This window comes from Psychroserpens sp. SPM9 (assembly GCF_025153525.1).
Lineage (GTDB): Bacteria > Bacteroidota > Bacteroidia > Flavobacteriales > Flavobacteriaceae > Psychroserpens.
Genome location: NZ_JANZNR010000003.1, coordinates 560731 through 584527, shown reverse-complemented (window position 1 = coordinate 584527; position 23797 = coordinate 560731). Strand labels below are relative to the sequence as shown.

Here is a 23797-nt window from a genome sequence, read left to right as displayed (position 1 = left end):
TTGGAAGAACTAAAATTCTACAAGTAGTAATTCCATACTACTTTTATAGCACTGACCTTAATCTACAATTTTTGATGTTAGCAATACACCTGGGAAGATCCAAAAGTCGGGCTTTATTAATCCCAACTAGTTATATCTATACAAATATATGATTTTATATCAGATTTTTACGGGATAACACAACATTGCTGGTTTGTTTATCAGTTGTGCTTAATTTGTAAACAGCCACGTCTAAAGGGTTAGAAATCTCTAATAAATCCTGACGCTTAATATGAGTGTAAATCATAGTCGTCTCTGGACGAGAATGCCCTAAAAGTGACTGGATATACCTTATATTAACCCCCTGTTCTAACATATGAGTTGCATAGCTGTGACGTAAAGTATGAGGCGTAACTCGCTTTATAATTCCAGCCTTTTTACAATTCCGCCTTAAAAAAGCGCGTACACTCTCAGCACTATAAGGCTGCATCTGCTTGTTTTCTATAAAATAAAGCCTTGGCTCATAGGTTTGTACATAATTTAAACATAAGGGTAAAAAACTTTCTGCCATTCCTACATAACGGTCTTTTCGACCTTTACTTCGTTTAATATGTATTTGACGCCTGTTAATATCAATGTCAGTGACACGCAAATTTAAAAGCTCACTTATACGTAAACCACAAGAATACAATAGCGCTATAATTGTTCGGTGTTTTAAATTTGATGTTTTTTGTATTAACCGCAATACTTCTTGCTGAGATAATACAATAGGTAACTTTTTAGATTTGTAAGGACGCATCAATTCTAAACTATCTATTTGTGTTGAACTTTCAAATAGTAAAAACAGCTTTAAAGCACTAATAAATTGGCGTTGCGTGCTTACACTATAATGTCGCTTTATATAGATTTCTTCTATAAATAATTCAACATCTCGGTTTTGAAGTTCCGAAAGTGGTTTCGATGCATTAAACGAAATAAAATCAGCGACACCAAACACATACGTTTGTATGGTACTTTTGCTGTAACGCTTTCCTTTCAAATATTTGTAAAACGCATTCAATAGGTATTTTTGTTGTTCAGAAAGATCAAACTCCCGTTTTTCCTTTTTCTTGAAAAGTTTATTTTCTTCTATAAGTGAAATTTTAGAAAATAAATAGTAAAATCGGTTCAGGGAAACGGCATTGTCTTTAATAATCCAAGTACGCAACGTGTAACTCCATTTAGCTGATTGGATTCTTCGCATCAGGTTTTTAAATTTGGAATTGTATTTAAAGTTTACCGTAATATATGGCTCTCCATTAATACGTATTCTTCCAATTTTTATAATAGGTTTTGAAGCCATTTTGAATGATTATGACTTTAAATATAGAGAAAATAATCTACAAAATAGAGGTTTTAGATTGTAAAATTAGAAAACAAGTGGGTTATTGTTCGGTATAATAATCGAAACTCTTCATAATTAACGCATTGTCAACAAGGCAATTAATCTTAGGCTTGCCAATAGCTTCCAAAAGCACAAAATTAATATTACCATGTTCGTTTTTCTTGTCGTGTTTTAATAATTCTATAATTGCATCGTAATCTGAAGGTGCTATCGCAACAAAATCATAAATCCCATTAATGACGTTTGTAATATGACTTAAATCATCTTTTGGTAAACCCAGTAATTCCGAAGAGATATAAGACTCTAAAATCATTCCGATAGCAATAGCTTCACCATGTAAGAGCTCTTCTTTTTCTGGGTGACTCAAAAAATAGGATTCGATAGCGTGACCTATGGTATGACCGAAATTTAGATGCTTTCGTTCACCTAGTTCTAACTCATCTTTTGTAACAATATCTTTTTTTATGACTACAGATTCATGGATTAAAACATCCAGATCTTCAAGTTTTAACTTTGATAAATCAGATAATCTATCAAAATACTGACGGTCTTTAATAAGGCCGTGTTTTAGCATTTCAGCCAAACCAGACTTCATTTGATTTTGAGGCAAGGTATCTAAATACGACGTATCAATAATCACCATGTCACCAGTGTTAATCACACCAATTTGATTTTTTAAAGCACCAAGATCCACTCCGGTTTTCCCACCAACAGAGGCATCTACCATTGCTAATAATGAGGTTGGAATGTTGATATACTTAATACCACGCTTAAATGTACAAGCCACAAATCCGCCTAAATCGGTCACGACACCACCTCCAAGATTAAGCATCAAGCTTTTGCGGTCGGCACCAAGTTCAGAAAGTACATTCCATATCCCAAGACAGGTTTCAATATTTTTGTGTGGCTCGCCAGCTTCCATTTCTATCACTTCAATAGCAAGAGAAGTTTCTAAATGCGACATAAACTTCGGCAGACAATGTTCGTGAGTATTGCTGTCTACAAGGATGAAAATTTTTGAAAAATCATGGGTTTCAATATAGTTGTTAAGCGCCTGGTAAGCTGTATCGTTAAAATGAACGGTGTATGTTTTTGTGGCTATAGAATTCATGCTAAATCTAATCTTTCTAAGAAAGTGGAAAATTAGCGACTTTTAGTTACATAATAGCAACCGAATAATTATTTTTGTGATTATTTTTCAAGCAATGAATACAAAGACACTTTTTGATAACACCGAAGTTGCTTTTGCACTAAAAAATGATTCACAATTAGAACGTGCTTATTTTTTATTTAAAATGATTTCTTATGAGCCTATGGTTCGTATTGGGACTGCAGCGACCAATTTTGCACTTAAGGCGCATTTGCCTGTTGAAGGCTTAATTCGTTCTACGGTATTTGATCATTTTTGTGGCGGTGTTAACGAAGAGGATTGCTTGCCAGTTATTGACCTTATGTATACCAAAGGCGTAAGTTCGGTTTTAGATTATTCGGTAGAAGGGAAAGAGGAAGAGTCGACTTTTGATGAAGCTCGTGATAAAATATTAAAGATTATCAAATTCGCCGATGAAAAGGAAGCCATGCCAATTGTCGTGTTTAAACCTACTGGTTTTGGGCGTTTTTATCTTTATCAGAAATTAGGCGAAGGTAAAACACTTACCTCTGCTGAACAAGACGAATGGGATCGTATTGTAGCGCGTTTTGATGCGGTTTGTCAATTGGCTAAAGAGAAAGATGTGGAAGTTCTAATCGATGGCGAAGAAAGCTGGATGCAAGATGCAGCCGACGATCTTTGTGAAGCCTTGATGCGAAAGTATAATACCACCAAACCGATTGTTTATAATACCTTACAGACTTATCGTTGGGATCGCTTAGACTACTTAAAAGGGATTCATGAACGTGCGGTTGCGGATGGTTTTAAAGTCGGATTTAAAATTGTTCGTGGTGCGTATATGGAAAAAGAACGTAAAAGAGCAGAGGAGAAGGGCTACCCTTCACCAATATGTGAGCATAAGCAGGCAACCGACGAGAATTTTGACACCTGTATGACTTATATTCTGAAACATTTGGAAACCATTTCCTTGTTTATCGGAACCCATAACGAACAGAGTTGCTATCTCGCTATGGAACTCATGCAAGAACTTGGTATCGACAAAACCGATAATAATGTGTGGTTTGGTCAGCTTTACGGAATGAGCGATCATATCAGTTTTAATCTCGCCAATCAAGGCTATAATGTGGCTAAATATGTGCCTTTCGGACCTGTCAAAGATGTGATGCCTTACCTGATTCGTCGTGCTGAAGAAAATACATCGGTTGCCGGACAAACCAGTAGAGAACTCAATCTACTGAAGCAAGAAAAGAAACGTCGCAAGCTCTAGAACCTAACGTCCTAAAAGCTTAGCATACCATTTTTTATTTTTTTGCGGATTATCACCATAGCCATAACCGTAGCCTTTCTTTTTAACCGAACCGTTAAGAAGCGTCACCATATTTGGTAAACGTTTTTCTTCATACATAGTTTGAGCAATATGTAACTGACGTTTATCAATATTATTCGCGCTTACCACATAAATAAAAATATCAGCATGATCACTAATGAGTAAAGTATCTGTAACCAATCCAACAGCAGCCGTATCCACAATAATATAATCGTATTCTTTTTTTACCTTTTCAAATAGGAAATTAACACGATCGCTCATCAATAATTCGGCAGGATTAGGTGGGACAGTTCCTGACGGAATAACATCTAAAAACGGATTGTCCTTTTGCTTCACTGTAACATCAGCAATGTTTAACGATTTATCTGAAATAAAATCGGTTAAACCTTTGTCGGCTTTAATATTTAAATAATCGTTAACTCTCGGAACTCTAATATCGGTTTCAATGAGTAAAGTTTTCTTATCGGAAAATGAGAATGAACTCGCCAGGTTGGTTGTGGTATGTGATTTACCTTCTTGAGCGGTTGTTGATGTGACAAAAACAGTTTTACACGGTTTGTCATACTTCTGAAGCATAAAATCAATATTGGTTCTCAAGATTCTGAACGCTTCAGCTTTAGGTGAATAATCTACCTTATTGACTACTTTTTGCTTTAGTTCAGATTTTGGAATGTCGCCAATAAATGGTGCTTTTACCAGTCGTAAAATGTCTTCCTTCGTGTGAATTTTATTATCAACTAAATCTTTGGCATAAATAAGTGACACCGGAATAAACAAACCAATTAATAAGGATGCCAAATAAATCACTTTTTGTTTTGGCGCCACAGGATCAGCATTGGTATACGCATAATCAACTACTTTAGCATTGGCAGTAGACATCCCTAAAGTAATGGCCGTTTCTTCACGCTTTTCTAATAAATAGAGGTATAGCGACTCTTTGATATCTTGTTGACGCTTAATATCTCTAAACTGGCGTTCTTTGCCTGGTGCCGAATAAATTTGCCCACGAATTCTACTCCCTTGACGGTTGAGATTTCTAAGCGTAATCTCATTAGCAGATTTAATATTACCTAAACTCTGATTAAGATTTCCTTTTAAGGCATTAATCTGATCGTTAAGCCTAACAACCGTTGGGTTTTTGTCACTCGAATTTTTTAGAATCTGGTCTCTTTGTAAAACCAGTTCGTTAATGTTTTTGGTGATTTGTGCAACATCACTGTCGCCAATAGCTATATCAGGAAGTAAATCTGATTCTCGGTTTTCATCATTGAGATTTTCACTCATATATTCAACCAATTGCAATTGATTGCTCGTTTCGTTGATTTTGGCATCAGTTAAACGTTCGCTTTCCAGAAAAATATTAGATTGTGACGACAAGGCCGTTAAGCGGTTATCTTTCTGAAGTTTTTCAGCAGTAAAATCGACTTGTTCTAATTCGTTAGATACAATATTTAAACGATTGGTGATAAACTCAGAAGTTGTTTGTACAATTTGCTCTTTATCATTAACTACATCGGCATTATATTTTTCTATGACTTTGTCTAATACCAAACGAGCTTTTTCCATGATGCTTTCATTAAGCGACAATTGGATCACGTTTGATTTTTCGGTCGTACTAAGTTTTATCTTATCGCGATAAGATTGTACCACACTGTGAATAGGGTTAATTCTAATCTCAACAAATGCACCAGGTTCAGAACCATAGGTACCCAAATTAGGCGTTAGTACAAACGACCCAAACGATGTTTTAACACGTTCTCCAAAACTATGCGTGGAAGTTTCTCCAGACTTAAATTCTAAGAGCTTATTGGTATTAATATTTGAGAGTTCAAATTTTTGAGCCGATAGTATTTTGATATGTAATGACTTGTTAATGTTTCCAACTAGCGAATCATTCATGAAAAAACTAATATTCACTGGCGGATGAGAATAGACTTCCTCTTGTTTTACTTTACCACTAACAAAATACCTGATATTCAACTTGAGGTCTTTAACAACTTCGGTTAAAATGGTACGCGATTTAATGACCTGAATTTCATCAGTAACATTGGGTAATGTACTACCTAAACCACCATTTTGAAGCGAGGAAATTTCAGCAAGACTCCGTGAATTTTCATCTTCTTTAAGTTTAATTGTAGCTGTCGCCTGATATAAGGACGTGCTATATCTAATTTTCAGAAAAGCAAAAGCTAAAGCAATCAACACACAAACGAGAATGAGTTTCCATTTAGATAGGTATAACTCAACCAGATTGATAATAGTGTCTTTATTTGACGATGAATTTTGAGACATAATAGTAGGATCTTTTTATTAACGAACAACAAATATGGCAACAATAGTTGCGAGTGTACCAATAGCTGAAATTAATACACCAGTATTTGGATTGTAAGAAGATGTTTTTACTTTGGCATCGTTAGGTTCTACGTAAATAATATCATTTTGCGAAAGATAATATACAGGAGAATTAACAACGTTAATTGAAGTTAAATCATATTTAGCGTATTTTTTCTTTCCGTCTATTTCACGAATTAAGAAGACATTATTACGCTTTCCATAAATGGTTAAATCACCAGCCAAACCAAGCGCTTGTACTAAAGAAATACGTTCGCCTTCAACGGTGTAGGTTCCAGGTCTATTAACTTCTCCCATCACAGAAATCGTGAAATTAACCAATCTGATATTTACTATAAACTCTTTTACATACACACTAATTTTTTCTTTGAGCATTTCTGTAGCTTCAACTCGGGTAAGTCCTTCCATTTTTACAGTTCCTAAAACAGGGAATTCAATATTACCATCAGGATCAATTAAATAGGTTTGTCTTAACACCTGCGTTTGGGCAGAAGTCGTGCTGTTTGTATTGTAAGCAACAGCAGGAAGGTTAAAAGCAGCAACCGATTCGGCGACTTCAGCAGCAACATCAATAGTTAATATATCATTAGGTTTATAGCGTAATTGATAGTTGTTATCTAGCTCACTTAAACTCTGATTCGTTATAGGTTCATCCTGAAAATAGACGATGTTTTTTCTTGATCCGCAAGAGGATAAAATGACCAATGTAAATAACAAAAAGAATTTGTGGATGTTACTAATATTTTGTCGCATAATAGTTTGAATTGGTTAAGTTTATTTTTTTGAATCTAAGACTTCAAATTTTGAATTATTAGAAATAAATTCTGGTACTATATCTTTTATAAGTGATACGATTTCTAAGTTTTGTGATTTTGAATTTACGGCACATAAATTAGAAATTTTATCGCTAATTGTTAAAATGTCTAAATGTTTCGTTTTAGCAATCATGATTTTTTCATGGTAGGTTGCTCTGGTATTTTCACCATCGGCTAAGAGCTCTTCATAAATTTTTTCTCCAGGACGTAATCCTGTTATTTTAATATCGATATCTTCAGGGTAACGTAAGCCTGAAAGAATAATCATGTTTTTAGCGAGATCGAAAATCTTTACAGATTCTCCCATATCAAATACAAATATTTCACCACCATTCCCCATAGTTGCAGCTTCTAATACGAGCTGACAAGCTTCAGAGATTGTCATAAAATAACGAGTGATGTCTTTGTGAGTCACCGTTAACGGACCGCCATTTTCGATTTGCTTTTTAAACAATGGAATCACAGAACCATTCGAACCGAGAACATTTCCGAAGCGCGTTGTAATAAACTTCGTCTTACCTTTTCCTTGTAAACAATTAACATAAAGCTCGGCAATACGCTTAGTAGCTCCCATCACATTGGTTGGGTTAACCGCTTTATCTGTAGAAATCAATACGAATTTATTCACACCATGCTTAACAGATAGACTCGCCATATGTCGCGTACCACCAATATTAACACTCACAGCTTCATAAGGATTGTTTTCCATCAACGGAACATGCTTATAGGCTGCCGCATGGAATAATATTTTAGGTTTATGAAGTTGAAACAATTGTTCCATACGTCTAAAATCACGTACATCGGCAACAACAGCGACAAAATTTTTAATCTTTTTCTGAATAAACTCTTGCTGCAAGTCATAAAGTGGTGACTCGGCACTATCGACAAGAATTAATTTTTTATAGTTGTAATTAGTGGCTTTTCGGGCAATTTCACTACCAATAGAGCCAGCCGCACCAGTAATTAAAATGATTTGATTTTCATATTCGTCAAGAAGCGCTGGGTTACTAATAGAAATAGGATCACGACCTAACAGGTCTTCAATATTAACTTCTTTTATTTGACCAACACTCAAATCTCCATCAATCCAGTTTTGAACAGGAGGGACGATTTTTACTTTTAAGCCTAATTCAAATAACAGTCCGGAAATTTGTAAAAGCCTTGAAGACTCGATGTTTTGTACCGAAATAATAACTTCTTCAACACCGTGTTTTTCTATAAAATCCTTAGTAATTTTATCGATGCTGTAAACACTAAGTGTGTTGATTTTTTTACCAACTTTTCTTTCGTTGTCATCAATAAAACCAATAATGACGTGGCTGTTCTTCGGGTCATTCGTAATCGCATCATAGGTAATCATGCCTGCATTTCCTGCCCCAAAGATTAAAACACGTTTTTGTGTTTCAAAATCTTGTATTAGTTTATTATATACCGATTTCACAAACAGCTTAGAACCAACAAGAAAAAGAATATTAAGTAATAAATGAATGTATATTATCGATCCAGAAATATTAAAAATACTCTCGTAGTTTAAGCGTCGGCTAAAAAACGTCGAAATGATAAGAATTGTAGCTAAAATATTAACACCAATAATAATGTTTACAACATCTTTAAATCCGGTAAATCTAACTACACCTTTATAAGAACCAACTAAGACGAAACTAATCAAAGCCGCCAAAAACACAAAAGGTACCTGCTTAATCATCACAATAAAATCAAAATCTAATTTGAAATTAAAGCGTATAATATAAGCGGCTACAAAGGTAAATGCTACGATACATAAATCGAAAAGCATGACCAACCATTTGGAGGCATATCGGTTTGAGATTTTTTGTAGTAGACGTTTAATCATGCTCTAAAATACGTTTTTATTGCTGATATTACTCTATTTAATTCATATTCAGTCAGGTTAGACCCGCTAGGCAAACATAAGCCTTTTTCAAATAAATCGTCTGAAACACCATTAAGATATTTAGGCGCATCCTTAAAAACGGGTTGCTGATGCATCGGTTTCCAAAGTGGTCTGGTTTCAATATTTAAAGCTTCTAATGCCAATCGTAATCCTTCTCTGATTTCTTCGGAAGGCGTTAGCATGCAGGATAACCAACGATTGGAAAAACTACCCTGTGGTTCATCTACAAACTGAAGCTCTTCAAGCGTTTTGAAGCTTTCTTTGTAAAACTCGTAATTGCTTCTTCGCGCAGACACTCTATCGTTTAAGACTTCCATTTGTCCTCTGCCAATACCAGCAAGCACGTTAGATAATCGATAATTATAACCAATCGACTCATGAAGATACTCTACAGCTTTTTCTCTGGCTTGAGTGGCTAAAAAGACCGCTTTTTCTTTCAGTTTAATGTTTTTAGTTACCAAAGCACCACCACCGGAAGTTGTAATAATTTTGTTCCCATTAAAAGATAAAATAGCAATATCACCAAAGGTGCCGCATTTTATTGAATTGTAGGTACTTCCTAAGGCTTCAGCGCTATCTTCTAGTACAGGAATATCATAAGTATTGGCGACAGCATGAATGGCATCAACTTGATAGGGCATGCCATATAAATGGACTGCAATAATGGCTTTAGGCTTTTTCCCTTTATTAATACGGTCTTTGATGGCTATTTCTAGCTGTTCCGGACATATATTCCAGGTGCTTGTTTCGCTATCTACAAAAACAGGAGTTGCACCTTGATATATAATAGGATTTGCTGAAGCGGAAAAGGTTTTACTCTGACAAATAACTTCGTCACCTTTACCAACATTTAATAAAATAAGACCCAAATGAATTGCTGCAGTTCCAGAACTGAGCGCAGCAACGTGACTATCTTGTTTCAGATAGTTTTGTATATCGCTTTCAAAACCATTAACATGTGGACCTAATGGAGCTATCCAATTAGTTTCAAAGGCATTATTAATATAAGATTGCTCATTTCCGCCCATGTGCGGTGTAGACAACCAAATTTTTGATTCCATAATCAATCTGTTAAGTAAGTTTATTACTATACAATTATTATTGTTAGTGAGGGATTTGGGTTAGAAGATCTGCAAATCGGACTTACAATTAAGGGCTCTTATTAGAAATTCTGCTTAAATATGCACCAATACGATACGATGAACCAAATAAACACGATAAAAAACAATTTTTCACGTTGTTTTTTAGTCTTTACAACTAAATCAGATTATTATTTTTGGTATGACAATTTAATTTTATTGGAAAGTCCAGTCATGGTTTCACTCTGAAAGCCGTAAGATTCGTTTAGTTTCTTATAGGTTTTAAAAATTGCTTCTAAATTTTTAAAATTCTCATCCATTTGAGCACCAAAATTATGAGGATGCCACCAAAGATGAAACATTTCGTTATGCTTGGCAGCATGTGTCATTGCCTTTTTAATTCGCCTTACTTTTAAAGGTTCAAGAAACTTAAGCTTGCTACTGTAAGCTCTCATTAATCGGCTAGAAGGCAAGTTATAAACTTTATTGTTTCTGTTTAGTTCTTCAACCTTATAGGTGTTTGATCCCGTCACATTAATGTAGGTATCCAGTAATCTTAAAATTTTGAAAAGATACCAGCCATGGTAAAACTTAGTGGTATGAATATTATAGATATAGGCTTTTTCTTTTCCTCTAAAAGATTTGATACCGTGTTTATAACAAACATCAAGATACGGTTGGTCTATTGCTTTATTTGCATCAATCATATTTCTAGGAAATACGATACTTTCAATGGCAATATCTAAAGGCTTTGCAATACGAACAGCAGCTTCTATATCTGCATCAAACTGCTCGACGGTTTGACCGTGTTCATGACAATAAAAATGGCAGAATGTATGCGTTCCAATTTCATGATTCCCATTATTCTTAATTTGCTTAATCCCAGATAATGCATAATGAAACGGATCTTCGTCTTCGTTTTCACCAATGGCATCTAGTAATGGGTACGGACTAAAATTTTCGATCAGGTAGGTTGGTTTGTCTTCAGGAAGCTGTTTCAAAAGTTCTGTTTTGTTTTCAGCAAATAAAAAACCTACAGTAGAGAAGGTAAGTTTTACACCATATTTGTCACTCATTTCCAAAAGGCGATCAATAACTTTTCCAACATTTTCAAGATTAACTTTGTATTCATCGACTGTTTTTTTATCAAAAACTCCCCAATGAATTTCGTAATCTAAAGAAATCACAAAATGGCCGTTCATAGTTTTATTTATCATCGGGTCAAATGTAAATAAAATAACAAGATTATTTTAATTCTATTAATTGAATATAACGTTTCAAAAATGTTACTTTTGCAATGCATTTGAAAACCAACTTTGTAATTCAGTGAAAACCAACCCTTTTACATCTTCAACTTTTGAAACCATTTGGTCAAAACACTTTAATAAAGGACAGCAGCCCATAGCTTTTGAGTTTATTAAAGGGGTTAAGTTTTTCAAAAAATCTGCATTGGGAGTTTATGAAAATATTGGTGAAAATTTAACCAAAGGCATCGATTACGAACTCGATTACACTAAGAAAGATTATAAAGGAAAAACGTTTTTGATTTATGATGTTCCGACCTATTTCAATGTAGCTGAATTTAAGCCACCTTCAAATTCATCATTACACCTTAAAAAAGTATTTCAGTATCAAGGATTTTTGATGGATATCAGTTCTTTTAAAGATCAGGATGACTATATAAATGCACAGTTTAGTTCTAAAAACAGACGTGAGTTTCGTTCTAATCAAAGACGTTTAGAGACGTGTTTTAATATACGTTACGACTTTATTCATGATGCCATTTCTCGAACGGAATTTGATACTTTATTTCAACAATTTCATGAGTTGTTGAGTAAGCGATTTGCCGATAAACAAACCAATTATCATCATTTAAGTCCCGATAAATGGAATTACTATAAAGAACTGGTGTTTCAGATGCTCCCTGAACAAAAGGCCTCACTTTTGGTTATTTATAACGAAGATACACCCATTGGTATTACGCTTAATTTTCACTCGGAAACTGTTCTTTTTGAAACGATAACTGTTTTCGATTCCGACTATTATAAGTTTAGCATAGGCAAAACATCTATTATTAAATTATTAGAATGGTGTTTTGAACATGGGTATAGAATATCAGATTTTTCAAAGGGTGATTTCGACTATAAGCACAAATGGGGCAATTTAGCCTACGATTTTGATTATCATATTTTATACGACTCTAAATCGTTACTATCCACATTACGAGCAAATTATGTTGCACGTTTTTTTAAGATCAAGTTATATCTCAGAACGAAGAAAGTGAATGAGTTGTATCGAAAGTTTCGTTTTATTGTAAGAGGAGAAAATAAAAATTTTAGTGATAAAGCACATGAAGATTTCACTTTTGAAAAACTTGAAAGCTTTTCAGCTGATGAAAACTACACGTTAATTGACTTTAAGTCAAAAACCTACACTTTTTTACTACAGTTTATTTATACCTTTTTGTTTGCCAATCCAGAGCCAGTTGATCAGATTAAAGTATACAAACATCAAGAGGAAGAAAGTTTTGTGATTCAAGGCTCAAAAAAAGCACAAAAGATTAAGTTTAATTAGTCGATTTAATAGCCAGCATGCGATCGCATTTTGAGAATGTTTTCCCTGCTGTATACGTATTAAATTCGGCCACGTTTTTGTTGCCTTTTAACCATTCTATATAAATAGCCGCTGTATTAATCCCTGCTTCATGTGAGAAAGGGTAACCTCCTCCAAATCTTGGGTTTAACTCCAAAACAAAAAGTTCGTTATTAGCAATAAAAACATCACAATCCATACTACCTATATGCTTCGTATGTTCTGCTATTTTTTTTCCAATTTCATCAAAACGCTCATCAATTACAGACATCGCTTTATCAGTTTCACCAGAACGCATATTAAGCTTTTCTCTCACAAAGGTTCCGAAGTAATTACCTTCAAAATCATTGACTATATCCATTCCAAATTCACTGCCTTTTAGCTTTTCTTGAATCAGAATAGCATTATCAATATCCTGAGCGCTTACTGTGCTGAGTATGGACTTTTTAAGTTTTATATGTTGAAGTCTAAATGCTAATTCCAATTCTTCAGAAGCTTCTGGAAAATCAATACCAATAGAAGCGCTTCCCCAACGCGGTTTAACTACTAATGGATACTTTAGAGCTCCGTTGGCAATCGCTTCTTTTGCAGCTTTTAAATTGGTATAAGTCTTCGGTGTTTTGAGTCCGATACTATTCAAAAAATTAAAAGTTTCAAGCTTATCAAAAGCCATCTCAATAATTTTTTCACTGGAAATAATAATTTTAGCACCTGTAGCTTCCAATTCATTTTTATGTTTGGCAAGTACAGGAAGTTCCAGATCATTGAGCGATATTACGGCAGTTACGCGGTGTTCAATAATGATTTTTTTTAATTCTTCAATATAATTATTGTCGTAGATACTTGGAACTAAAATAGCGAGGTCGGCATCAACCATAGCAGGAGCAGAGAGGTTCATATCGGCAGCAATGACGCGACCTTGATCCTTCATAGCGTCTTTAAAGTAGTTAATTAAATAATTGCGTCGCCCTGCACAAGTGAATAATATATTAATTGCCATGATTTATATTTTGATTGGTTTCAGTTCCCATAAAATCAGGAACAATGTCATTTTCTACACTGTAAATTCCGTCCTTTTTAAAGACTTTATATACGGTTAAAAATAAGATTTTAATATCTAAAGCTAAGGACATATTTTTCACATACCAAACATCAAATTCAAATTTTTGTTCCCAGCTTATGGCATTTCGTCCGTTAACCTGAGCCCAGCCAGTAATACCAGGTCTAATTTGGTGTCGTTGCTTCTGAAAATCATTATACCTTGGTAAGTACCTAATGAGCAGAGGTCTTGGACCTATAATACTCATATCGCCTTTGATGACATTTAGGAGCTGCGGAATTTCATCCAGCGAATATTTACGGACAAACAAGCCCGTTTTCGTCAAGCGCTCTGAAGGTGGCAATAATTCACCATTGGCATTGGTTTTATCATTCATCGTTTTAAACTTGATGATTTTGAAAATCCGTTCATTTTTACCAGGACGTTCTTGATAAAAAAAAGCTTTTCCATTGTTTTTAATCATCAATACCAGCCATGTTACAGCAAAAACCGGAAATAAAAGTATAAATCCGATACTTGCAGCAAGACAATCAAAAAAAGGTTTTATAAAGTTTCGGTATATTTTCATTAGTTCAGACTCTTATAATAGTTTAAAAGTTCATTCCATACATACTCTTGCTCATAACGTTCCAAAATTCTCGGTCTTGAATGTTGAATCATGGCCTTTCTTTTTTCAGGATGATCGATCATGAATTGCATCGCTTCCTCTAAAGCTTTTTCATTTTTCACAGGGATGATCAATCCGTTAACCTGATCCTCGATGACTTCATTGCAACCATTGATATTTGATACAATACAAGGTAAATTCATACAGCTACATTGTAAAACTACATTAGGAAATCCTTCTCTGTAACTCGGAAACGTTAATACGTGTGACACAGCCACATAAGGACGAATATCTTTTTGTAATCCAACCGCCAAAATACGGTTATTATCTTTGATTATAGCTTCGGTTTCAGGCAATAAGGGATCCAAATGGTTTTCACTCGGGCCAACTAAAATAAGCTTACAATGCAATTGTTTTTTAGACAAACTGTTAAAGGCATTTACTAACTCGTTAACACCTTTATCTTTAACAATTCTGCCAATAAAAATAAAAACCACATCATTTTCTGATATGCCTAGCGATTGCTTTAGTTCGGTTTTGGTTGCTTCGGAAACCAAACTCGTATCATAATGTTTGGTATCTATTCCGTTGGAACTGCCATTCCCAATTACCAATAATTTGTCTGCTGTCGTATATTTATTATTGATGATGATGCTTTCTAATCCGAAGGAATTAGGTAAAATTTTAGTCGCACAACTATAGGTAAACTTCTCAACAGCATCAAGAAGTTTACGTTTGTTTCCTCTGGCTTCAAGTAAAGGTAAACCTGCAATGGTATGTAATCGATGTGGTACTTTAGCGAGTCTTGCGGCAAGCATTCCTAAGGTACCCGCTTTTGGCGTATGCGTATGGACAATAAAAGGCTTTTCAGTTTTAAAAAACTTATAGAGTTGATAAGTGGCTTTTAAATCTTTAAGCGGTGTAATTGTTCTGGTCATTTCGACAACATGGGTTTGAATGCCTTCATTTTGGTGGACTTCTCTTAGTGCATCACCATCTCCAGAAACCCCAATCACCTGGTAATACTTACTCATAAAACGTGACTGTCCTCTTAAGAGTGTTCTTAAAGACGAAGGAACTGTTGTTATGCGAATGAGCTTTTGCATTCTAATTATCGATTTGGTTTAACATTGTAGCCACAAAATTATCAATAGATCTTGACTTTATATAGTCATTAAAATATAAAGTTTTGTTGTCATCAGTATTTTTCAGACCTTTTTCAATCGCTGTCTTTAAAGCCATGACATCATGAGTATTACATGTAGTAATTCCTTTTATATTTGAAATTTCGCCAGCACATTTTGTACTTACTACGGCATTGTTTTGTGACATCATTTGCAATAATACATTAGGAAATCCTTCAATTCTTGAGGAAACAACACAAAGTTTTGCTTTCTTAAAAATAGGATATACATTTTTAACATAGCCATATAAAATGACACGTTCTTGCAAATCGAGTTGTGCGATCTGGTCAATGAGCTTTTGATGTTCCTCAGGAGTTCCAACCCCAAGAATGACCAATTTAAGTGCTTTATTTTCAAGCTGACTAAAGGCGTCAATGAGTATATCAAAACCCTTTTCAGGAATAAAGCGACCAGCAGCTACGATGGCATTTTCGATATTAAAGTCTGTAGTTGCTTTAGATTTTTCGGCTATTTCATCTAGATTAACAGGGTTTGGAATCACCACCACTTTTTTATGACCTTCAAGCCAAGGTAAAGCCTCTAAAAGTTGCTGTTTCATTAAATCGGTTTGGCAAATAATCAAATTAGCCTTTTTATATCCCATGATATAAGCCGTTTTATAGAGTAGGAGTTTAAAGCCCTTAAACCTCAAGAATATGGATGTTGATTCTCTAAGAACCAGCCTTGTGTTTTTTAGGATTTTAATATATTTTAAAAAGCCCAATAAGCCATTTATTAAGGCCTGCGAACTAATAGCATGTTTTATGTGGTTGGTTTTTTGCAGGACTCTAATATACTTTGCAGCACTAAAAAAACCTTTGTAAACACTGGTGTTGTCTAGATAAACGATATTACATTTGTCTTCTAATATTTCCCAGCCATGGTGTTTTTTCTTCACCAAAAAGATTACTGTGCAACGCTTTCCTTGTGCAATGAAGTAATTGATAATGGTAAACAAAACCTGTTGCGCGCCACCAGCAATTAAATCATCGGGAAGCACAAAAAGCCAATCAATCTGTTCTTTTTTAGGTGTCAATTATTAATAAGGTTTATAAAGGTTTGTTCATACTGATTGATGATATATTTTTTACTGAATTTTTTCATCACAGAATTAATAATTTGCTGTTGATCTATAGGATGCGTTAATAGTTCAATTAATTTAACTTTAAGTTCTTCTTCGGAAGCAACCAAATAACCGTTAACACCTTGTTTAACAATTTCAGAAGTACCTCCCAGACAATCATAAGCAACGACAGGCGTTCCTACAGCGCAGCTCTCCAATAAGGCATTTGGAAACCCTTCAGCATAAGATCCCTGAATAAATACCGAACTATGAGCGAGGTGTTTTTGAACTTCACTTGTGTAATCAATCCAAATAATTTTATCACTTAAATTTAAAGCTTTTGCTTTGTTGACAATAGCAGCTTTATGAGGACCTTCGCCAATAATGGTATAGTTAAAATCGTGGTCTAACAAACTAAGTGCTTCAAGAATTCGACAGTGGCCTTTTTCATCATGTAACCTGCCAACAGTAATGTATTGCGGTTTTTCTTGTTGTTTTACTGAAATACGTTCAGCATAAGTCTTAGTAATGGGGTTATTAATGATTTGTATTTTGTTTTTCGTTTTTGGACGAAGTTCAATTAATTCATCAGCCATGTCTTTTGACTGACAAATAATGAGGTCCAGTAATTTATAACTCCAGGTGTAAAGCACATTACCAAACGGTGTTGCGTTATCGTGATACTGTCTCGTAACTTTCTTAATATTGGCTTCACGTGCTACAAATTTGATCTTTCTAAAATAGACTGATTGTATTACAGTAACTGCCGTAAGATGCGCGATAGACGTCATGACTATTTGAGGTTGAAGTGCTTTCAATTTTGAAAAAATCCCTTTAACACCATCTAAAACCCGAGTTTTATTTAAAAAATGAGTTTCAACACCATCCACAGAAAACACAGCGTCTTTTTCAAAACCAACAATGAGAAGTATCGGTTTAAATTTAGTTTTATCCAGATGTTGCGCAATAAAAGATACGACACGCTCTGCACCTCCAGCTTTTAGAGATGGTAAAATGAATACAATTTTAATAGTCTTATCCATTTTTATACGATCGAAAGTCCTTTGCCATTGTCGTTAAGCCATTGTTTTAAGACTAATAATTTCCAGATAAGCGGATACCTGTTCCAGCTGCCATCCATGTGTTGTTTGATCATGAATTGTACTTTTTCAACATCAATACAAGGGATTGATTTTAAAGCCTCATCATTAAGTTCGCTAAGAACAAACTCTTTAAGATCTTCTTTGAACCAGCGAGAAAAAGGCATAGTAAATCCAGCTTTTGGTCGGTCGAAATAGGCTTCAGGAACCGATTGGTATAGTACGTCTTTTAAGATGCGCTTGGTATTGCCCTTCTGAAATTTAAAATCTGTAGGAAGCGAATTAGCAAAGCCGACAATTCGATGATCGAGTAGTGGTGAACGTGCCTCTAATGACGACGCCATAGTTGCTCGGTCAACTTTAGTATTGATATCCCAAGTAAGGTAGGTTTTTGTGTCAAAATCTGAAATACGTTCCATCAAGTTCTTATGATCGTGCATTAAATATTTTAACTCATCAACCTCACGGTTATTAAAACTTGTGTTTATATATGACTGATCTACACCAGTCATAGCGCTTAAATACGCTTCGTTAGAATCTTTATATTGAATTGCTTTTGCTATCACCTTTAATTTGTAGTGAGGCAAGGCATTTAAGCCCATTGCAGAAAGTTTTCTAAGCGATTGTGGTAATTTATAAATCAGACTACCTTTTCTGGTCCAGTTATACCTGTGATACCCTATAAAACTTTCATCACCAGCATCGCCTGATAATGCAACTGTTACATGCTTTTTTGTATACTTAGCCAAGAGCATTGACGGAATCGCAGATGAATCTGAAAACGGTTCGTCATAGTATTCGTTAAAGTTTTTTATCAAATCAATCCCTTCGTCATAATTACATTCAATCACATGGTGATCGGTTTGCAAATGATCGGCTACTTTTTGAGCATACTGACTTTCATCAAATCCTTTTTCATTGAACTTAACAGAAAAGGTTTTGATTTTAGAATTTGAGGTTTGTGTTGCAGTAGCAGCAATCAATGACGAGTCTATTCCGCCAGATAGAAACACGCCTACAGGCACATCGGCAAATAAACGAGTAGACACAGCGTCATTTAATATCGTTTTAAGTTCTTCTTTGGCGTCTTCATAGGATCCTTGGTACGGATTTTCGTTTTTATAATCTATATCCCAATACGGTTCTGATAAAAATTCACCAGAATTTAAATCGAAGGTAAATTTGTAACCCGCTTTTAACTTTTTAACTTCATTAAAAATGGATTGAGGGTCTGGTATGTTTCCCCAAGCCAGGTAATAGGAAATAGCTTTTTCAGAAATGGTTAAATCGTTTCTGTGCAATTGAATAGACGAAATCTGACTTGTAAATTCAAAATCCTTTCCGTTATGGTAATAATAAAATGGTTTCTGGCCCAAACGATCTCTGGCACCAAAGAATAATTCCTTTTTTTCATCGTAGATTACAAAAGCAAACATCCCGTTAAAATGGTCGACACAGTTTTCGCCATATTCTAAATACGCAGCGCATAAAACTTCGGTATCACTTGTGGTTCTGAAGGTATATCCCTTTTGAATGAGTGTTTCTTTAATCGACTTAAAATTATAAACTTCACCATTAAACACGATATGAATATGATCGTAGTAGGTAAATGGCTGGTCAGACCTGGGGTCTAAATCGATAATGGAAAGCCGGTTATGACCAAACGTTATCGTATGGTTATTTTTATTATAGAATTGCCAGCCCATTTTATCTGGGCCTCTAAACGCCGTACGTTTAAGCTTGTCTTTGACTTGCGCTTCTTGGTATAGTAAGGTAGATCCGTATATTCCACACATAAATTTATGTTATTTGGGTATTTTTTATGTTCTGAACAAAAATAGATATTAAATCCGCTTATCATTAAAAAAGACTACCAAATGTAGTTTTAGACTACGAAATGGAATTAGGAGTCTTAGATACTAATTGATACAGCTTTAAATGAGCTTGATAGACTTCATCAATATTATAGACTTTCTTTAGTTCATTATATAAAACATCACTTTTTTGAAGCGCTGCATTATAATTTTGCAGGCAATTTATCATCGATTCATGGAAGGATTGCAAGGGAGAAACATAAGCATTATTCTGGTTTAAAAAATCAGGAATACTACCTACAGGCGTCGCAATAATTGGCAGTTTAGCTGCCGCTGCTTCAATGAGAACCATAGGCATACCTTCCCAGTTTGAAGGAAGAATTAAAGCGTTAGCCGACTTTAAAAAGGGTTTGATGTTATTTTGAAATCCGTGAAGTCTAAAATAAGAACTCAGGCCACTCGCTTCAATTTCATTATCGAGTTGGTCTTTTAATTGTCCGTCACCAACCACATCAAACACAACGTTTGTAATCCCATGTTCAATAAGTTGTTTTGCTGCGGAAATCATATACAACGGATTCTTCTCATCACTCAATCGACCTAAAAAAAGGAAGGAAAAGGGTTCGTGATTATCTGTGTTTCTAGTTGTCGCTATTGAAAGCGCCTTAAAATCAACACCATTAGGAATTACAACACTATTTTTTAAATACCAAAGCTTGGCATTATTGCTAAATATGATGTCTTTTTTGCGCAGTCCTTTGGTTAAAAACAGTACAAACTTTCGAATGTGAATTTCAATGGTACTCGAATGAAGTGTAAATATTATTGGTGCTTTTTTAAAAAAGGTCGAATATAACATTCCTAAAGCAGCGCCATGAAATTGATGGCAATGAAAAACCACCTGCGTTTCATCCTTTATGATGTGGTGCATTGTTTTTAAACCACGTTTTAAACTAGAATTTCTGAACGACGTAATGCTTAAAAAATGATAATCGATGTCATATTCTTTAAATCGAGGTTCGAGTGTATTATCATCAGATATTGAAAACACAATGGTTTTGATATGTGGTGTTGAACTTTTGGCCAATTGCAGTACCATTTGTTCAGCGCCACCACCACCCAACGAACTTGATATATGAACTATAGTCAAGGTGTGATTGTTTTATTGATTAATTCATCTTCAGTAACAGCTTCCTCATGAGTTTCTTCAACGAAATGCCGATCTATGAGTCTAACAAAAATCCAAATTGAAGTAAACAGAATTAAATTATTGTCAAAATAATTATGCATAATCATCAAGATTCCAACCATAGAAATTGTTAGCATAAGGAGATGTGGTTTGGAAGTAAATTGTCCATAACTTCGTTTTAACATGAACAGGTAGATACCAATTATTAGAAGAAATGGAAAAATTCCAGACTCTCCTAATACCATTAAAAAGGTATTATGAACGCCTTGTTTGTCATGATTTAATCCGCTTAACATCTGAAACCCATTACCAAAAATAGGATTGGTGGTGATTTCATCATAATACACCGACCAGGTATCTAACCGTGAGCCATCTTTAATGGTCGATATACTAGATTCTGATTGATCTGTAAGCAGTCCTTCAAAGGCGGAAAACCGTACCGAATTAAACTTTAAAAAGGAGGCCAAACTAAAGACCACAACAATTGCTACAGCACCCAAACCAAAAGTAAGTGAGTTGCGTTTATCGGCTAAAATAGACAAAAGACTTACGATAAGCCAGAGCGAAATAAATGTTCTGGAAAATGTAATGATTCCTGCAAATGTTAGTATGAATTGTCCTATTAATCTCAGTTTCTTATCCTCAATTACATAGCTTAAACAATAGCCAATAATGCATACAAAACCTGCACCATTCGGATTTAAATAAAAACCACTGTAACGTCCGTAACCATTAGGAAAAGCAACAGCATGAATAAGGATACTTAAGCTTCCCAGTATGGCTAGAATAAAGAATTCTTTTTTAGTTGTATTGCGCGCCAGTTCAGCACCAGAAACGATAAAGATGATATACTTAACTAGTTTATAGGTGTAGTCATTAACATCATTTACGAAGGTAAAACCACTGATTACAAAGTATGAAATTCCTAAGATTAAAAACGGGATTAATAATTTGCCTTTGGTACTAATAAAGTAGTAGATAATGAGTAGGATATAAGTTAGGTAACTCATTTTACTACCAATAGACTCATCATAGGAGAAAAAACTAGGAATTCCCCATAAAACCATGATTAATGTTAAGTATTTAATGATCTTCATAAGGCTTTCTTAATCAATCTTAATGGTGATACGACTAGAAAAACAACTAAGCATACCATATATTTTGCTGTTGATAGTTTTAGTTTTTTATCAGAAAACGTGAATTTTGATTTGATATATTCAAAGGCTAAATTACGATAAAACTTGTACTTAACTATTTCAGAAACAGGCACATCTTTTAGTCCGTAATACGAACTGTAATAATAACCAGTTGCCAAACGAGTCTTAGATTTTTTAGAATTGATTAGACTCACTTCCGAATAATGTGCTGTAAGATGCGCTATATTCACACATAAAAAATCATGCTTTTTGTTTATGGCATTCCAGGTATGGCTTTCGCCAATATGGCAATTAGGCTGTGAGTAAAGCGGATATTGCTTTAAAATATCTGTTTTCCAGCTATGCCATTTGTCGCCATCAATTTGTTTTTTCCGTTTTAAAACACGCGTTTCAAAATCAACTTGCCATTGGTCTTCAGGAAAAGTATCCCCTTTAATATTGCCATCATCGTCTAAAACTAAGGTCCAGATAGCAGCAACGTTTGTATGGTTTGTTTCAATGGTCGACCAAAGATTTTTAAGATCTTCAAAGGTATTTGAGACAAAGCTATCGTCACTATCAACAATAATGGTATAAGGTCTTGTGCATTGTTCTAAACCAAAATTTACTGCCTTGGGTTTTCCTTGATTGGTAGGAAGTTTATAATATTCAATACGCATTTTTGATTGCTTGATCCAATTATTGATCAGCTTATCAGAGTTATCGGTACTACAATCGTCAACGATAATCCAGACAAAATCTTTAAACGTTTGACTGAGCAAAGAATTATAAACTCTTTCTAATGTATGCTTTCTATTATATGTAGGTGTTACAACGTTAAACATGCAATTTATTTAGATGACTAATGTAAACATATAAAATGACACTATTAACTATCGAAACTAAAGATGTTGAAAGTGCTAACCCGTAAACACCCATAGCATCAATTAAGATAAAGTTTAAAACAAAGTTCATAATTAAGCTAACCACAGAGGTTAAAACCATAAAATTATTTTTGTTGATGGCCGTTAAGAATTTAACCATAATTAACCCTGTCACATAAGCTGGTAATTGTAAAAGATACATTTGTTGTATCTTGGAAACAATCACAGAATCGGAAGCAGTAAAGGCATTTCGTTCAAAAACTAGACTAATAATAGGCAATGATAGCAGAAGTAAAATCACCATAATCACAACACTTCCCAGAATTAAATATTTAAGAATACGCTTTAATTTATTAAAGGTTTCTTTTCGGTTCTCAACAGCACTTTTAGAAAAATAAGGCAATAGTACATTACCAAGAGCAATACCAATAATACCAATAGCAAAAGCAGGTATTTTAATACCATAGTTTAATGCCGCAATAGAGCCGATTATTAATTGAGCTGAAAAATACTGATCCACAAGTGGGTTTATTCCTGTAAGTAGACTAGAGGCTAACTTTGCTGGTAATTGTCTGAATAGTAATTTGATATTTACTGAAGCAAAATCAGGCTTGTGAATGTGAATAACGTTTCGTTTTAAGGCGACAATAAGTAAAAATAAAAAGCTTGTAATACTACCTGCTAATGTTCCAAAAGCGAGTACAATATCACCCAAGGCCTCTTTAAAAAAAACCAGACACACAATAATTGAAAGAGGCAAAAACACTGCTGAAATAGAGGAGTAGGTGAACTCGTCATCAATCGTTAAAATCCCACTAATTAAGGATGAGAATCCCCAAAACAAGATACTTGGAGCCGCATAATAAAACTGAATTTTTATCAAATCGTAGTACTGCTGCGTATGACCACTAAAAAAAGTCTCGAGATAAACATCTGTAAAAAGAAAGGCAATTAAAAAGAAAAAAATCGAGACAAAAATGGTAATGATAAAACTGGTACTCTGAAAAGCGCCAATATTTTTCCCAGTTTTTAATTCGCTTACATAATTTGGAATAAAGACACTCTTAAACGAACCAAGAAAAACACCGTTAATAAATGTAGGTATTAAAACCGCAATTAAAAAAGTGTCTAAAAGTTCGGATAAACCAAAATTATCGGCAACAACAATTTCTTTAAAGAACCCTACACATCTAACAAGAAGCACAGTTA

General features: G+C 34.5%; 19 protein-coding genes. 2 read left to right on the top strand and 17 right to left on the bottom strand.

Annotation, left to right across the window (positions count from 1 at the left end):
* Positions 1 to 154: 154 nt before the first annotated feature.
* Entirely contained in the window at positions 155 to 1321 is a 1167-nt protein-coding gene (xerA, locus tag N4270_RS08970; protein ID WP_260096690.1) for a site-specific tyrosine recombinase/integron integrase, read from the bottom strand.
* Positions 1322 to 1403: 82 nt separating this feature from the next.
* On the bottom strand, positions 1404 to 2474 hold the full coding sequence (aroB, locus tag N4270_RS08965) for a 3-dehydroquinate synthase (protein WP_260096689.1): 1071 nt from the start codon (positions 2472 to 2474) through the stop codon (positions 1404 to 1406).
* 94 nt (positions 2475 to 2568) lie between these two features.
* Here aroB and N4270_RS08960 point away from each other — a divergent pair, with 94 nt between their 5' ends.
* Complete coding sequence (locus tag N4270_RS08960; protein ID WP_260096688.1) at positions 2569 to 3741, top strand: proline dehydrogenase family protein; 1173 nt, start codon at positions 2569 to 2571, stop codon at positions 3739 to 3741.
* A gap of 3 nt (positions 3742 to 3744) precedes the next feature.
* Here the strand turns inward: N4270_RS08960 and N4270_RS08955 are convergent, their stop codons facing one another.
* From N4270_RS08955 to N4270_RS08935, 5 genes are all read right to left on the bottom strand, one after another.
* On the bottom strand, positions 3745 to 6093 hold the full coding sequence (locus N4270_RS08955) for a tyrosine-protein kinase family protein (protein ID WP_260096687.1): 2349 nt from the start codon (positions 6091 to 6093) through the stop codon (positions 3745 to 3747).
* An 18-nt stretch (positions 6094 to 6111) separates the two neighbouring features.
* Positions 6112 to 6906 carry a polysaccharide biosynthesis/export family protein gene (locus tag N4270_RS08950; protein WP_260096686.1) on the bottom strand — a complete coding sequence of 265 codons (795 nt, stop codon included), beginning with the start codon at positions 6904 to 6906 and terminating at the stop codon, positions 6112 to 6114.
* Positions 6907 to 6927: 21 nt separating this feature from the next.
* Positions 6928 to 8820, bottom strand: coding sequence for a nucleoside-diphosphate sugar epimerase/dehydratase (locus tag N4270_RS08945; protein WP_260096685.1), 1893 nt, complete (start codon positions 8818 to 8820; stop codon positions 6928 to 6930).
* Positions 8817 to 9941, bottom strand: a complete 1125-nt coding sequence (locus N4270_RS08940) for a DegT/DnrJ/EryC1/StrS aminotransferase family protein (RefSeq protein WP_260096684.1) — start codon at positions 9939 to 9941, stop codon at positions 8817 to 8819. The genes N4270_RS08945 and N4270_RS08940 overlap by 4 nt, the downstream gene beginning before the upstream one ends.
* A gap of 209 nt (positions 9942 to 10150) precedes the next feature.
* Positions 10151 to 11161: a polysaccharide deacetylase family protein gene (locus N4270_RS08935; protein WP_260096683.1), complete on the bottom strand. Its 1011-nt coding sequence runs from the start codon at positions 11159 to 11161 to the stop codon at positions 10151 to 10153.
* 124 nt (positions 11162 to 11285) lie between these two features.
* Here N4270_RS08935 and N4270_RS08930 point away from each other — a divergent pair, with 124 nt between their 5' ends.
* Positions 11286 to 12533: a GNAT family N-acetyltransferase gene (locus tag N4270_RS08930; protein WP_260096682.1), complete on the top strand. Its 1248-nt coding sequence runs from the start codon at positions 11286 to 11288 to the stop codon at positions 12531 to 12533.
* Here N4270_RS08930 and N4270_RS08925 read toward each other — a convergent pair.
* From N4270_RS08925 to murJ, 10 genes are all read right to left on the bottom strand, one after another.
* On the bottom strand, positions 12526 to 13551 hold the full coding sequence (locus tag N4270_RS08925) for an ATP-grasp domain-containing protein (protein WP_260096681.1): 1026 nt from the start codon (positions 13549 to 13551) through the stop codon (positions 12526 to 12528). The two genes, N4270_RS08930 and N4270_RS08925, sit on opposite strands and share 8 nt — an antisense overlap.
* Entirely contained in the window at positions 13541 to 14173 is a 633-nt protein-coding gene (locus N4270_RS08920; protein ID WP_260096704.1) for a sugar transferase, read from the bottom strand. Before N4270_RS08920 ends, N4270_RS08925 begins: the two co-directional genes overlap by 11 nt.
* Before the next feature lie 5 nt (positions 14174 to 14178).
* Complete coding sequence (locus N4270_RS08915) at positions 14179 to 15324, bottom strand: glycosyltransferase family 4 protein (protein WP_260096680.1); 1146 nt, start codon at positions 15322 to 15324, stop codon at positions 14179 to 14181.
* Between the two features lies 1 nt (position 15325).
* Positions 15326 to 16438 (bottom strand): glycosyltransferase, encoded by a 1113-nt coding sequence (locus tag N4270_RS08910; RefSeq protein ID WP_260096679.1) that lies wholly within the window; start codon positions 16436 to 16438, stop codon positions 15326 to 15328.
* Positions 16435 to 17508 carry a glycosyltransferase gene (locus N4270_RS08905; RefSeq protein WP_260096678.1) on the bottom strand — a complete coding sequence of 358 codons (1074 nt, stop codon included), beginning with the start codon at positions 17506 to 17508 and terminating at the stop codon, positions 16435 to 16437. Before N4270_RS08905 ends, N4270_RS08910 begins: the two co-directional genes overlap by 4 nt.
* 2 nt (positions 17509 to 17510) lie before the next feature.
* Positions 17511 to 19361 carry an asparagine synthase (glutamine-hydrolyzing) gene (asnB, locus tag N4270_RS08900; protein ID WP_260096677.1) on the bottom strand — a complete coding sequence of 617 codons (1851 nt, stop codon included), beginning with the start codon at positions 19359 to 19361 and terminating at the stop codon, positions 17511 to 17513.
* 94 nt (positions 19362 to 19455) lie between these two features.
* Positions 19456 to 20529: a glycosyltransferase gene (locus N4270_RS08895; RefSeq protein ID WP_260096676.1), complete on the bottom strand. Its 1074-nt coding sequence runs from the start codon at positions 20527 to 20529 to the stop codon at positions 19456 to 19458.
* A complete protein-coding gene (locus N4270_RS08890) occupies positions 20526 to 21665 on the bottom strand; it encodes an O-antigen ligase (RefSeq protein WP_260096675.1) in 1140 nt (379 codons plus the stop codon). Before N4270_RS08890 ends, N4270_RS08895 begins: the two co-directional genes overlap by 4 nt.
* Positions 21662 to 22549 (bottom strand): glycosyltransferase family A protein, encoded by an 888-nt coding sequence (locus N4270_RS08885; RefSeq protein ID WP_260096674.1) that lies wholly within the window; start codon positions 22547 to 22549, stop codon positions 21662 to 21664. The genes N4270_RS08890 and N4270_RS08885 overlap by 4 nt, the downstream gene beginning before the upstream one ends.
* On the bottom strand, positions 22542 to 23792 hold the full coding sequence (murJ, locus tag N4270_RS08880; RefSeq protein ID WP_260096673.1) for a lipid II flippase MurJ: 1251 nt from the start codon (positions 23790 to 23792) through the stop codon (positions 22542 to 22544). The genes N4270_RS08885 and murJ overlap by 8 nt, the downstream gene beginning before the upstream one ends.
* Positions 23793 to 23797: the final 5 nt, after the last annotated feature.